This window comes from Kitasatospora sp. NPDC051170, from assembly GCF_044455705.1.
Classification (GTDB): Bacteria; Actinomycetota; Actinomycetes; order Streptomycetales; family Streptomycetaceae; genus Kitasatospora.
The window spans coordinates 363,379-376,443 of sequence record NZ_JBITFA010000002.1; the positions used below are offsets into that span (position 1 = coordinate 363,379).

The following is a 13,065-nucleotide window of genomic DNA, read 5'->3' on the forward strand; positions in this document are numbered from 1 at the left end:
CGTTCGTCCCCGGTCGTGTCCCTGACAGCGCGGGCGCGTCCGGGACGCGTCGGGGGGTGTGTACGGGAGCGGAGCATCTCGCGCCTCGCTCGACCCCCGGCCCCGCCACGGCCGTACACCGCGTGGGCGTCCGTGGCGCGGCGTAGGCTGGAACCCCCCGGCCGCTCGGCGTGCCGGGCCGTTCGCGTTGCCCCGGCGGGCCTTCGCCGCCCGGAGGCAGCACCAGCCACGGGACGAAGAAGAGACCCCAGATGAGTCTGACCGGACTGCTCGACGTCGTCGCCCGGGACGCGGCGCTCGCCGAGGCGATCGAAGCGGCCACCGCCACCGGGGCCGCGGGCGGCGGCCGCCGCCACCTGGACCTGGTCGGACCGCCCGCCGCCCGGCCCTTCGCCATCGCCGCGCTGGCCCGCGCCCTCGCCGGACAGGCCGCCGGTGACCGGGGCCGGCCGGTGCTCGCCGTCACCGCCACCGGCCGGGAGGCCGAGGACCTCGCCGCCTCGCTGCGCTCGCTGCTGCCGCCGGACGCCGTCGCCGAGTTCCCCGCCTGGGAGACCCTGCCGCACGAGCGGCTCTCGCCCCGCTCCGACACCGTGGGCCGCCGCCTCGCCGTGCTGCGCCGGATCGTGCACCCGCGGGCCGACGACCCGGCGGCCGGGCCGGTACAGGTGGTCGTCGCCCCCGTCCGCTCGGTGCTCCAGCCGCAGGTCAAGGGGCTGGCCGAGCTGGAGCCCGTGGCCCTCCGGCGGAGCGAGTCGCACGACCTGGAGGAGGTCGCCCGCAGACTCGCGGCCGCCGCCTACGCCAGGGTCGAACTGGTCGAGAAGCGCGGCGAGTTCGCCGTCCGCGGCGGCATCCTGGACGTCTTCCCGCCGACGGAGGAACACCCGCTGCGGGTGGAGTTCTGGGGCGACGAGGTCGAGGAGATCCGCTACTTCAAGGTCGCCGACCAGCGCTCGCTGGAGATCGCCGAGCACGGCCTCTGGGCCCCGCCCTGCCGCGAACTGCTGCTCACCGACGAGGTGCGCGCCCGCGCCGCCGAACTCGCCGCCGAGCACCCGGGGCTGGCCGAGATCCTGGACAAGATCGCCGAGGGCATCGCGGTCGAGGGCATGGAGTCGCTGGCGCCCGTCCTGGTCGACGACATGGAACTGCTGGTCGACGTGCTGCCCCTCGGCTCCGTCGCCGTGGTCTGCGACCCCGAGCGGGTCCGCACCCGGGCCGCCGACCTGGTGGCGACCAGCCAGGAGTTCCTGCACGCCTCCTGGGTCGCCGCCGCGGCCGGCGGGGACCGGCCGATCGACCTGGAGGCGATCGACGTCTCCGCCGCCTCGCTGCGCTCCCTCGCCGACGTGCGCGAGCACGCCGCCGAGATCGGACTGCCCTGGTGGTCCGTCAGCCCGTTCGCGACCAGCGAGTCGACGGTGAACGGGATCCTGGAGTTCGACGCCAACACGCTGACGCTGGGCATGCACGCCGTCGAGGCGTACCGCGGCGACACCGCCCGCGCCATCGCCGACGCCAAGGAGCGGCTGGCCGCCGACTGGCGGGTCGTCATGGTCACCGAGGGCCACGGCCCCGCCTCCCGCCTCGCCGAGGTGCTCGGCAACGAGGGCATCCCCGCCCGCCTGGTCGCCGACCTCGCCGAGGCGCCCACCCGGGACGTCGTCTACGTCTCCTGCGGCTCCATCGAACACGGCTTCGTGGACGAGGGGTTGAAGCTCACCGTCATCACCGAGACCGACCTCTCCGGCCAGAAGTCCTCCACCAAGGACATGCGCCGGATGCCCTCCCGGCGTCGCAACGCCATCGACCCGCTGGCGCTCGCGGCCGGGGACTACGTGGTGCACGAGGCCCACGGCGTCGGCCGGTACGTCGAGATGGTGCAGCGCACCGTCCAGGGCGCCACCCGCGAGTACCTGGTGCTGGAGTACGCCCCCGCCAAGCGCGGCCACCCCGGCGACCGGCTCTTCGTGCCCACCGACCAGCTCGACCAGGTCACCAAGTACGTCGGCGGCGAGGCCCCCACCCTGCACCGCCTCGGCGGCGCGGACTGGGCGAAGACCAAGCAGCGCGCCAAGAAGGCCGTCAAGGAGATCGCCGCCGACCTGATCAAGCTCTACTCGGCCCGCATGGCCGCCCCCGGCCACACCTTCGGGCCGGACACCCCGTGGCAGCGCGAACTCGAGGACGCCTTCCCGTACGCGGAGACCCCGGACCAGCTGACCACCATCGCCGAGGTCAAGTCCGACATGGAGAAGTCCGTCCCGATGGACCGGCTGATCTGCGGCGACGTCGGCTACGGCAAGACCGAGATCGCCGTGCGCGCCGCCTTCAAGGCCGTGCAGGACGGCAAGCAGGTGGCGGTGCTGGTGCCCACCACGCTGCTGGTGCAGCAGCACTTCTCCACCTTCGCCGAGCGCTACGCCAACTTCCCGGTCACCGTGAAGGCGCTCTCCCGCTTCCAGACCGACAGCGAGGCCAAGGCCGTCCTGGAGGGCCTGTTCGAGGGGTCGGTGGACGTCGTCATCGGCACGCACCGGCTGTTCTCCTCCGAGACCAGGTTCAAGGACCTCGGCCTGGTCATCGTCGACGAGGAGCAGCGCTTCGGCGTCGAGCACAAGGAGCAGCTGAAGAAGCTGCGCGCCAACGTGGACGTCCTCACCATGTCCGCGACGCCGATCCCGCGCACCCTGGAGATGGCCGTCACCGGCATCCGCGAGATGTCCACCATCACCACCCCGCCGGAGGAGCGGCACCCGGTGCTGACCTTCGTCGGACCGTACGACGAGAAGCAGATCTCGGCCGCGATCCGGCGCGAACTCCTGCGCGAGGGCCAGGTGTTCTACATCCACAACCGGGTCGAGTCGATCGACAAGGCGGCGGCCCGGCTCAAGGACCTGGTGCCCGAGGCCCGGATCGCCACCGCGCACGGGCAGATGGGGGAGACCCAGCTGGAGAAGGTCGTAGTCGACTTCTGGGAGAAGGAGTTCGACGTCCTGGTGTCGACCACCATCGTCGAGTCCGGCATCGACATCTCCAACGCCAACACCCTCATCGTCGAGCGCGGCGACACCTTCGGCCTCTCCCAGCTCCACCAGCTGCGCGGCCGCGTCGGCCGTGGCCGCGAGCGCGGCTACGCCTACATGCTCTACCCGCCGGAGAAGCCCCTCACCGAGACCGCCCACGAGCGCCTCGCCACCATCGCCCAGCACACCGAGATGGGCGCCGGCATGTACGTCGCCATGAAGGACCTGGAGATCCGCGGCGCCGGCAACCTCCTCGGCGGCGAGCAGTCCGGGCACATCGCGGGAGTCGGCTTCGACCTCTACATGCGGATGGTCGGCGAGGCCGTCGCCGAGTTCCGCGAGTCGCTGGCCGGTGGCGGCGAGCCGGAGGAGGAGCCGCTGGAGGTGAAGATCGAGCTGCCCGTGGACGCCCACGTGCCGCACGACTACGCCCCCGGCGAGCGGCTGCGCCTCCAGGCGTACCGCTCCATCGCGGCCGTCAACTCCGAGGAGGACATCCAGCAGGTCCGCGACGAGCTCGTCGACCGCTACGGCAAGCTGCCCGAGCCGGTCGAGAACCTCCTGATGGTCGCCGCGCTGCGCCTGTACGCCCGCCGCTGCGGCATCGCGGACATCACTCTCCAGGGCAACTTCGTCCGCTTCGGCCCGGTGGACCTGCGCGAGTCCCAGGAACTGCGCCTCAACCGCCTCTACCCGCGCAGCCAGGTCAAGGCCGCCTCCCAGCAACTGCTGGTCCCGCGCCCCAGCACCGGCCGCATCGGCGGCAAGCCGCTCGTCGGGCGCGAACTGCTGAGCTGGTGCAGCGAGTTCCTGTCGGCCATGTTCGACGACCTGGCGGGGTCGAAGAAGTAGGTTCCGTGAAGTGACCTCCGCGCCGCTCGCCGGTGCTCACGGCGGTCCCGGGCTCTGCCCGGGGCCGCCTTTTGCACGGGTGCGGGCGGCGGCTGTGAACAGGGCCGTCAGCCGATCTTCCACTGGCCGGTCTGCGGGGCGAAGCCGCTGTCGAGGCCGAACTGGGCCTTGTCGAGCTTGGCGTCCTTGGGCACCTCGAAGGTGACGAAGCCGAGGGCGCTCTCGCCGGGGGCGATGTTGGCGGGCACCTGGAAGCTCGGGCCGGCCTTGGTGTCCGCGATCGTCGAGCCGTACGCCTGGCCCTGGGCGTCCAGCACCTTGGCGCCGTTGCCCGGGGCGTCGCTGTACGCCTTCTTGCCGCTCGCCTTGATCCGGAACTGGATCGCGACGAAGCGCTTTCCGTCCCCCGGGTGGGTGAACTCGTTGTCGGGCTCGGCGCTGTCGACGACCTTCACCAGCGTCACGTCGGCGGTGTCGGCCGGGTCGTTGCCCTTGAGCGAGATGGTGTCGCCGAGCTTCGCCACCTTGGGGGCGTCGGCCGGCTTGCTCTCGGCCGGCTTGCCGGCGGTGTTGCTGGGGGCGCTCGCGGCGGCGCTCTGCTTGGGCTCGGTGGAGACGGAGGAGCCGCCGGTGGAGTTGCAGGCCGTCGCGGAGAGCGTGACCAGGGCGGCGCCCAGCAGCAGGGCGGCGGTGCGGCGGGTGGTCGCGGACATGAGGTTCTCCCGGTGATCGGTGAGGCGTGCCGGGCGGCCTCCGCCTTCCCGGCGCCGCCCCCGTTCGGTGGCGACGGAGAGATCACACCACTCGGCTGTGAATACTGTCAATGCTGATTCACAAAAGCTCTCTGTTCACAGCGTGAACAGGATCGGAGAGGGCGTCGCTATGCTGTGTGGCCACACGCCCCTAAGGAGTCCCCGTGCCGGACCGCCCCGAAGTGACCGCCACCGAGATCGCCCGGCTGGCCGGGGTCGGCCGGGCCGCGGTCAGCAACTGGCGCCGCCGCCACCCCGACTTCCCGCTCCCCGCGGGCGGCACCGACACCAGCCCGACCTTCGCCCTCGACGAGGTCGAGACCTGGCTGCGCGCCCAGGGCAAGATCGGCGAACTGCCCCTGCTGGAACGGGTCTGGCAACTGGTCGACACCCTCCGCGACCCGGCCGGCCACCCCGCCGCCCCGCTGGTCGAGGCCGGCGCGCTGCTGCTCCTGCTGCACCGCACGCCCGCGCGCTGGGCCGAGCTCGCCGACCAGCCCGACACCCGGCTCGCCACCGCCCTGCCCAGGGCCGTCGCCGACACCGCTGTTCACACCCTCGGCCCGGACGCCCCGCGTACCCTCCGGCTGTCCCACCTGCTCGGCAGCACCCAGCTCGACCTCGCCCGCGGGCTCGCCGACCTCGGCGCCCGCTCCGGCGGCCCCGCCGACGCGTACGAGCAACTGCTCACCCGTCACGCCGAGGCCAACGCCCGCCAGCTCAGCCCCACCCCGCCGGAGGCGGCCCGGCTGCTCGCGGCCGTCGCCGGAGTCCCCGCCACGGTGCTCGACCCGGCGGCCGGGCTGGGCGCCGTCCTGCTCGCCCACCCCCCGACCACCGGCCGCTACGGCCAGGACACCGACCCGGTCGCCGCCGCCCTCGCCGGCCTGCGGCTCGCCCTGCACACCCCCGCCGAGGAACCCGGCCCGCTCCCGCTCGACCTGCGCCCCGGCGACGCCCTGCGCGCGGACGCCTACCCCGGCGACACCTTCGAGGCGGTGCTCTGCCAGCCCCCGTACAACGAACGGGACTGGGGCCACGACGAGTTGCAGTTCGACGCCCGCTGGCCCGGCGGCCTCGTCCCACCGCGCGGCGAGTCCGAACTCGCCTGGGTCCTGCACTGCCTCGCCCACACCCGCCCCGGCGGCCTCGCCGCCCTCCTCCTCCCGCCGACCGTCGCCACCCGCCGGGCCGGCCGCCGCATCCGCGCCGAACTGCTCCGCTCCGGCGCCCTGCGGGCCGTCGTCGCCCTGCCCGCGGGCGCCGCCCCGCCGTACGGTGTCCCGCTGCACCTCTGGGTGCTCCGCGCGCCCCGGCCGGGCGACGACTTCCGCCAGGTCCTGCTGGTCGACGCGGCGGCGGGTGCGGCCGGCTCCCCGGGCGCCGCCGCGACGGGCGCCCCCTCTTCAGTGGCCCCCTCGACGGCGGAGGGCGGCCGGGACAAGGTCGACTGGCCCGGGCTGCACCGCACCGTCCTGGACGCCTGGAGCGGCTTCGACCTCGCCGCCCGCGAGGGCCTGCCCGTCCCGGCCGACCGGCCCGGCGTCCACCGCGCCATGGCCGCCATCGACCTGCTGGACGACGAGACCGACCTCTCCCCGGCGCGGCACGTCCCCTCCGCCGCCCCGCTCGGCGGCGCGGCCGAACTCTCGCACCTGGGCGGCCGGTTGGCCGAACTGCTGGCAGGGCTGGCCGACCCGGCCACGCTGCTCCCGCAGGACGGTCCCGGGGCCGTCGCCGCCGCGGGCGTGGTGACCGTCGGGGAACTGGTCCGCAGCGGCGCGCTGGAGGTGTTCTCCTCCGGTACCGGCGCCGCCGTCCGCCCGGCCGGCACCGCCCTTGGCGGCACCCGCGTGGTCACCGACCAGGACCTCGCCGCCGACACCCCGCCCACGGCCGTGCTGGCCGAAGCCGCCGAAGGCACCGGCGCGACCGGCCCCGCCGCTGAGGTCCGCACCCGACCCGGCGACGTCCTCGTCCCCGCCCTCGGAAGCGGCCCCGCGCGCGTCGTCCCCGCCGAAGGCCCGCTGGTCGGCGCCGCCCTGGGCCGCCAGCTCCACCTGCTGCGGCCCGACCCGGCCGTCCTCGACCCGGAGTTCCTGGCCGGCCAGTTCCGCTCCACCGCCGGCACCCGGCGCGCCGCCAGCCACGCCACCACCACCGCCCGCCTGGACATCCGCCGGGTCGAACTGCCCCGCCTCCCGCTCCCCGCCCAGCAGCACCTCGGCGCGGCCTTCGCCCGCCTGGCCGCCTTCGACTCCGCCCTCACCCGGGCCGCCGCCCTCGCCCGCGTCCTCACCCAGGCCGCGACGGACGCCCTGGCGACCGGCGCCCTGACCCCGCCGGAGCACTGATCCGGCGTCGGCTGACGGCCGCTCAGCAGCACCGCGCCACCGGCGAGGTACCGGCCGGACGGAAGCCCTCCGCGGTGGCCCGGCCGGACGGTACCGTGGGCCGGACCGGGCCGTCCCCGGCCGGCATCGGTTCCCACCAGCTCAGGAGCGCACATGTCAGGGCAGTACCCCGGGCCGTTCGGACCACCGCCCGGCGGCACGCCGTACGTTCCGGGGCCGCCCCCGGCGCCGGCCGCGATACCGGGCCGCCTCGGCACGACCGCGCGGGTGCTGTTCGCCCTCGCCCCCGTCCTGACCTTCGGCCTGCTCGGCGCCGTCCCGTCGCTGGTCCTGGCCGTCCGGCGCCGACGGGCCTACGACATCGCCGGTGCCGTCGTGTTCTGCGGGTTGCTGTTCGCACTGATCGTCTCCGCCGGGATCGCGGGCCGCCTGCAGAACCCCACGGCCGACGTCACCGGCCAGATCACCCTGTTCCTGCTGTGGTTCGCCCCGACGCCCCACTTCCTGCTGATGGACCGCCGCGAGGTCTGGGAGGCGGGCCGCCCCGCACCGCAGCCCTCCCCGCCGGCCCCGTCGTACGCGGCGCCGCAGGCCCAGCCCTACACCTCGCCCTACGCCTCGCCGTACGCCCGGACCACGCCCGGGTACGGCACCCCGGCGGCCCCCTACGCCCCGGCCCCGTCGCAGGCCCCCACGACCCCCGCCACTCCCGTCGCCCCCGTCACCGGGGCCACCGACGATCTCAAAGAACTCGGCGAACTGCTGCGCCGCCAGTCCCGCGAGGGCCGGCCGTGACGGCTCCCCGGCTGATCGCCGGCCGCTACCGGCTCACCGAGAAGATCGGCCACGGTGGGATGGGCCAGGTCTGGGCCGGCCGGGACGAACGCCTGCACCGCGCGGTCGCGGTCAAACTGCTGCGCCCCGAGCACCTGCTGCCCGGCACCGGCACGGGCACCGACCCCCGCATCAGCGGCAGCGGCATCGGCACCGGCACGTCCACCGAACGCCGCCGCCACGGCGACGAGTTGCGCCGCCGCTTCCTGCGCGAGTGCCGGGTCACGGCCGCGCTCGACCACCCCGGGCTGGTCACCGTCTTCGACGCCGGGGAGGACGGGGGCGAGCTGTACCTGGTCATGCAGCGCGTCCCCGGCGTCAGCCTCGCCGACCTCATCGCCGAGGACGCGCCGTTCCCGATCGAGCGGGCGGTGGCCGTCGCCGCCCAGTTGTGCGCGGCGCTGGCCGCCGTCCACGCCGTCCCGGTCGTCCACCGCGACCTCAAGCCGAGCAACGTGATGGTCCGGGAGGACGGCCGCACCGTCCTGCTCGACCTCGGCATCGCCACCGCCCTGGACACCGAGACCACCCGCCTGACCCTCACCGGGGTGCCGATCGGCAGCCCCGCGTACATGGCCCCCGAGCAGGCCCTCGCCTCCACCACCGATCCGCGCAGCGACCTGTACGCGCTGGGCTGCCTGCTGCACGAGATGCTCGCGGGCGAGGAGCCGTTCAGGGCGCCCACCGCCCTCGGCATCCTGCGCCGGCACGTCGACGAACCGCCCGTCCCGCTGCGCGACCTGCGCCCGGACGTGCCGCCGGTGCTCGAACGGCTCGTCCTCGACCTGCTCGCCAAGCAGCCCGCCGACCGCCCGGCCGACGCCCAGGCCGTGTACGGGCGGCTGCTCCCGCTGCTGCCCCCGGCCGCCGCGGCCCCGCAGCCCCGCTACACGCCCCTGCCCGACCCCGTACGGCCGTTCCGGTACCCGCACCAGCCGCCGCCCGCCGCCGTGGTGGCCGCCCCGCCGGAACCGCGCCCCTTCCTGATGCCGCCCGCCCCCGCAGTCCCCCCGGCGCCACCCGCCGTCCCGGCCGCCGGCTTCGACCTGGCGGTCCAGTGCGCGCGCCTCTCCGACCTGGTCGACGCCGGGCGCCACGAGGAGGTCCTCGACCTCGCGGCCCGCCTGCTGCCCCACGCCGAGGCCGAGCAGGGCGGACACGCCCCGCTCGTCCGCACCATCCGCACCATCTACGCCCGCACCCTCCTCCACCAGGGGCACCCCGAGCAGGCGCTCCCCGAGTACCAGCGCCTGGCCGTCACCGCCGAGGGCGGACCCCACGGACCCCAGGGCCTCGACCACCGCTACCGCGCCGCCGTCTGCCTCGACCGCCTCGGCCGCGGCCCCGAGGCCCTCGCCGAGTACCGGGCCCTGCTCGACGCCCACGCGGAGGACCCCGACCCCGAGCGCGCCTTCGACCTGCGCGAGCGCATCGGCCTCCACCTCGCGGCCGCCGGCGACCCCCAACAGGCGTGGCAGTGGCTGCTCCAGCTCCTGCTCGAACGCGAACGCCGCGACGGCCCCCACCACCCGTCCGTCCGTCGCCTCCGCCAGTCCCTCGACACCCTCCACCCCCACCAGCCGACCCACTAGGCCCTCTCTTTCGGATCTTGCCGGGCGGTCGCCGCCGGGGCACGCACCTCGACGGCTTTTCGTCAGTCGCCGATGTCCCCCAGCCTTCGGCCGGGAGGTGCCCCCACCGCATGGACTCCCTCCTCGGCGCCGCCGATGCACGCACCCCAACGCCGCCCGCTCACCCGACAACATCCGAAAGAGAGGGCCTGGCCTTCGGTCTCCGGCTGAACCCACGGCGAACCGGCGACCGGTAGGTTCGGAGGGTGACGACGAATGGTGCGGACGCCAAGCTGATCCTGCTCACGACGACCCACCGGGTGGCCCCCGGCCTGCTGTCCTGGCCCGCGTGGGAGGCGCTGCGCTCGGCCGGGAGGGTGCTGGCGGCCGATGCCGGGCACCCGCAGCTGCCCGCGCTGCGCGGGGCCGGGGTGGAGGCGGAGATCGTGGCGGAGCGGTCCGCGCCGGCGCTGGCGCGGCTGCTGACCGGGCAGCCGGCGGGCGGGGGCCCGGTGGTGTGGCTGGGGAGCCCGGACGGGGACCCGGGGCTGACGGACGCGCTGGCCCGCCTCGCCGTCGAGCACGCCGGGGAGGTGCCCGAGATCGAGGTGCTGCCCGGCTCGTACGACCTGCCGGGGGCCCGGCTGCTGGACCTGGTGTCGGTGATGGACCGGCTGCGCTCGCCCGGCGGCTGCCCCTGGGACGCCGAGCAGACGCACGAGAGCCTCGTGAAGTACCTGGTCGAGGAGGCGTACGAGCTGGTCGAGGCCATCGAGGAGGGGGACCGCGACACCCTGCGCGAGGAGCTTGGCGACGTCCTGCTCCAGGTGTTCTTCCACTCCCGCATCGCCGAGGAGGACGAGGGGGAGCCGTTCTCGATCGACGACGTGGCCGGGGACATCGTCGACAAGCTGATGTACCGGCACCCGCACGTGTTCGGGGACGCGAAGGCCGAGGGCGCCGCCGAGGTGGAGGCGAACTGGGAGCAGCTGAAGGCGGCCGAGAAGTCGGACCGCGAGTCCGTCCTGGACGGCGTCCCGGCGGGGCTGCCGGCGCTGGCGTACGCGGCGAAGCTGGTCTCCCGGGTGCGGCGGGCGGGCTTCGGCGGGGTGGCGGACGAGCCGTACGAGCTGCCGGCGGAGCTGACCGCCGAGTCGGCGGGCCGGCTGCTGCTGGCGGTGGCGCAGCGGGCGCACGACGCCGGGGTGGACGTGGACGCGGCGCTGCGCTCGGCCGCGCGGGGCTACCGGGACGCGGTGCGCGCGGCCGAGGGGCTCAAGCCGTAAGAGGGGCCGGAGCCGTAGAGGTTCAGGCCGCGGCCTGGCGGGGCAGCGGGAGGACGACCTCGGCGATGGCGTCGCCGACGAGGGCGACCAGTTCGGCCAGCCGCTCCAGGTCGAGGTGGTCGGGCAGGTCGGCGAGGGAGACGATCCGCTCGCCGTCCGGCCCGGCGACGCAGAAGAGGTCGATCGGGCCGAGGTGCTTCTCGGCGGTGTCGACGACGGCGGCCACGTCGCTGGGGCGGCGCACGTCCCCGTGGACGCCGACGACGGGGCAGCCCGGGCGGTCGAGTTCGGAGGCGAGGTCCTCCGCGACGCCGACGTGCTGGTCGGCGATGAGCATCCCGGCGGCGCCGGCGGCGGTGAACCGGCGGGCGAGGTCGGCCCCCGACCCGCCGTCCAGTACCGCGATGACGACGACTGCCCCGGCGACCCGCATGGCCTGCTCCTCCCTGTGGGCGACACCGCACCGGCGCCCACGCGTACTGCGGAGGATCGTAGGCTCGTCCTGACCCTCCGCAACAGGAATTACCCCGCAGGTGACCAGGCTCACGCCGGGCGCCGGGCCAAGAGCTGTCCAAGAACCGTTCACGGACCGGGCACGAAGCGTCGACACGCGGGCAAGGAGTCGTTCGCGGACCGTTCGCACGCCGTCGACGGGCCGGGCGCGCCGCGTCCACCGGATACCGTCGACCCATGCCAGCTCAGCCCGACGCCACCGCCCCGCAGCTCTTCACCTGGGAGTTCGCCGCCGACCCGTACCCGGCCTACGCCTGGCTGCGCGAGCACTCCCCGGTGCACCGCACCACCCTGCCGAGCGGCGTCGAGGCGTGGCTGGTGACCAGGTACGCGGACGCCCGCCAGGCGCTCGCGGACGGACGGCTGTCGAAGAACCCGGCGCACCACAGCGAACAGGCGCACCGCACCGGCCGGGTGGGCATCCCGGGGGAGCGGCAGGCGGACCTGATGACGCACCTGCTGAACATCGACCCGCCGGACCACACCCGGCTGCGCCGCCTGGTGTCGAAGGCGTTCACCCCGCGCCGGGTGGCCGAGTTCGAGCCGAGGGTGCAGCAGCTCACCGACCGGCTGATCGACGGCTTCGCGCAGCGCGGATCGGCCGACCTCATCCACGAGTTCGCCTTCCCCCTCCCCATCTACGCGATCTGCGACCTGCTGGGCGTCCCGTCCGAGGACCAGGACGACTTCCGCGACTGGGCGGGCATGATGATCCGGCACGGAGGCGGCCGACGCGGCGGCGTGGGACGGGCCGTGAAGCGGATGCGGGCCTACCTGCTGGAGCTGATCCACCGCAAGCGCGCCGACCTCGGGGACGACCTCATCTCCGGCCTGATCCGCGCCAGTGACCACGGTGAGCACCTGACGGAGAACGAGGCCGCCGCGATGGCCTTCATCCTCCTGTTCGCGGGCTTCGAGACGACCGTCAACCTGATCGGCAACGGCACCTACGCGCTGCTGCGCAACCCGGAGCAGCGCCGGCTGCTCCAGGAGTCGGTGGCCCGCGGCGAGAGCGGGCTGCTGGAGACGGGCATCGAGGAACTCCTGCGCTACGACGGGCCGGTGGAGCTGGCGACCTGGCGGTTCGCGACGAAGCCGCTGTCGATCGGCGGGGCGGACATCCCGGTGGGCGATCCGGTGCTGGTGGTGCTGGCGGCGGCGGACCGCGACCCGGCCCGGTTCTCGGACGAGAACACCCTCGACCTGGCCCGGACGGACAACCCCCACCTGGGTTTCGGGCACGGAATCCACTACTGCATCGGCGCCCCGCTGGCCCGGCTGGAGGGCCGCGCCGCGCTGGCCACGCTGCTCGCGCGGCTGCCCGATCTGCGGCTGGCGGAGGAGCCGGAGAACCTGCGCTGGCGCGGCGGTCTGATCATGCGTGGACTGCGGGAACTTCCGGTCGAGTTCAGTCCGGAAATGCACTCTCCGCACGCACTTCCGGCCGACCGGTGAATCCACATGACGTCCACGTGACACCCCGACACGCTGACGCGCCGTCGCCGATAGCCTGCCAATTGGGGTGTGAACACGCATCAAACCGGACAAACCGGCGCCGTGCGTAGGCGAGCGACCACGCGCCGTAATTTCTGTGTGATGTCGGCGAGATGAGCTTGTGATCGAGCTGATGATCTGTCTAGTCTCCGTGGAGTTCGCAGCTGCGGACCCCGTGCGCGGAACGCCGAGTCCTGCCCGTCGCGCCACGGGAAACCGACCAGACCCTGGGCAGGGGCGGGGGACCCAGGTTTGTTGCCGTCCCCACGGCTTGGGGTGAAGCCGCCCGCGCGGAGCCGATTCCGCGTCACGGCGGCCGGGCCACCTCCCGGTCCGAACCCGACAGCTCACCTCGCAGGCGTGCGGAGAGGGACCTCTTC

The 13,065-nt window shown here is 74.5% G+C and carries 8 protein-coding genes and 1 riboswitch; of the genes, 6 read left to right on the forward strand and 2 right to left on the reverse strand.

Going from position 1 to position 13,065, the window contains the following annotated elements:
* The first annotated feature begins 251 nt into the window (after positions 1-251).
* A complete protein-coding gene (mfd, locus tag ACIBCA_RS05225) occupies positions 252-3,881 on the forward strand; it encodes a transcription-repair coupling factor (protein ID WP_396281457.1) in 3,630 nt (1,209 codons plus the stop codon).
* A gap of 107 nt (positions 3,882-3,988) precedes the next feature.
* Here mfd and ACIBCA_RS05230 read toward each other — a convergent pair whose 3' ends face one another.
* Positions 3,989-4,594, reverse strand: a complete 606-nt coding sequence (locus ACIBCA_RS05230) for a DUF4352 domain-containing protein (RefSeq protein WP_396281458.1) — start codon at positions 4,592-4,594, stop codon at positions 3,989-3,991.
* Between the two features lie 203 nt (positions 4,595-4,797).
* Here ACIBCA_RS05230 and ACIBCA_RS05235 point away from each other — a divergent pair, with 203 nt between their 5' ends.
* The 4 genes from ACIBCA_RS05235 to ACIBCA_RS05250 all read left to right on the forward strand — a co-directional run bounded on the left by ACIBCA_RS05235 (position 4,798) and on the right by ACIBCA_RS05250 (position 10,678).
* Entirely contained in the window at positions 4,798-6,987 is a 2,190-nt protein-coding gene (locus ACIBCA_RS05235) for an N-6 DNA methylase (protein WP_396281459.1), read from the forward strand.
* Positions 6,988-7,140: 153 nt separating this feature from the next.
* A complete protein-coding gene (locus ACIBCA_RS05240) occupies positions 7,141-7,782 on the forward strand; it encodes a hypothetical protein (protein ID WP_396281460.1) in 642 nt (213 codons plus the stop codon).
* Entirely contained in the window at positions 7,779-9,413 is a 1,635-nt protein-coding gene (locus tag ACIBCA_RS05245; protein ID WP_396281461.1) for a protein kinase, read from the forward strand. Before ACIBCA_RS05240 ends, ACIBCA_RS05245 begins: the two co-directional genes overlap by 4 nt.
* Positions 9,414-9,658: 245 nt before the next feature.
* Complete coding sequence (locus tag ACIBCA_RS05250) at positions 9,659-10,678, forward strand: MazG family protein (protein WP_396281462.1); 1,020 nt, start codon at positions 9,659-9,661, stop codon at positions 10,676-10,678.
* A gap of 22 nt (positions 10,679-10,700) precedes the next feature.
* Here the strand turns inward: ACIBCA_RS05250 and ACIBCA_RS05255 are convergent, their stop codons facing one another.
* Positions 10,701-11,111 carry an SDR family NAD(P)-dependent oxidoreductase gene (locus tag ACIBCA_RS05255; protein WP_396281463.1) on the reverse strand — a complete coding sequence of 137 codons (411 nt, stop codon included), beginning with the start codon at positions 11,109-11,111 and terminating at the stop codon, positions 10,701-10,703.
* A gap of 257 nt (positions 11,112-11,368) precedes the next feature.
* Here ACIBCA_RS05255 and ACIBCA_RS05260 point away from each other — a divergent pair, with 257 nt between their 5' ends.
* Entirely contained in the window at positions 11,369-12,646 is a 1,278-nt protein-coding gene (locus tag ACIBCA_RS05260; RefSeq protein ID WP_396281464.1) for a cytochrome P450, read from the forward strand.
* A gap of 247 nt (positions 12,647-12,893) precedes the next feature.
* Positions 12,894-13,060: riboswitch (cyclic di-AMP (ydaO/yuaA leader) on the forward strand.
* Positions 13,061-13,065: the final 5 nt, after the last annotated feature.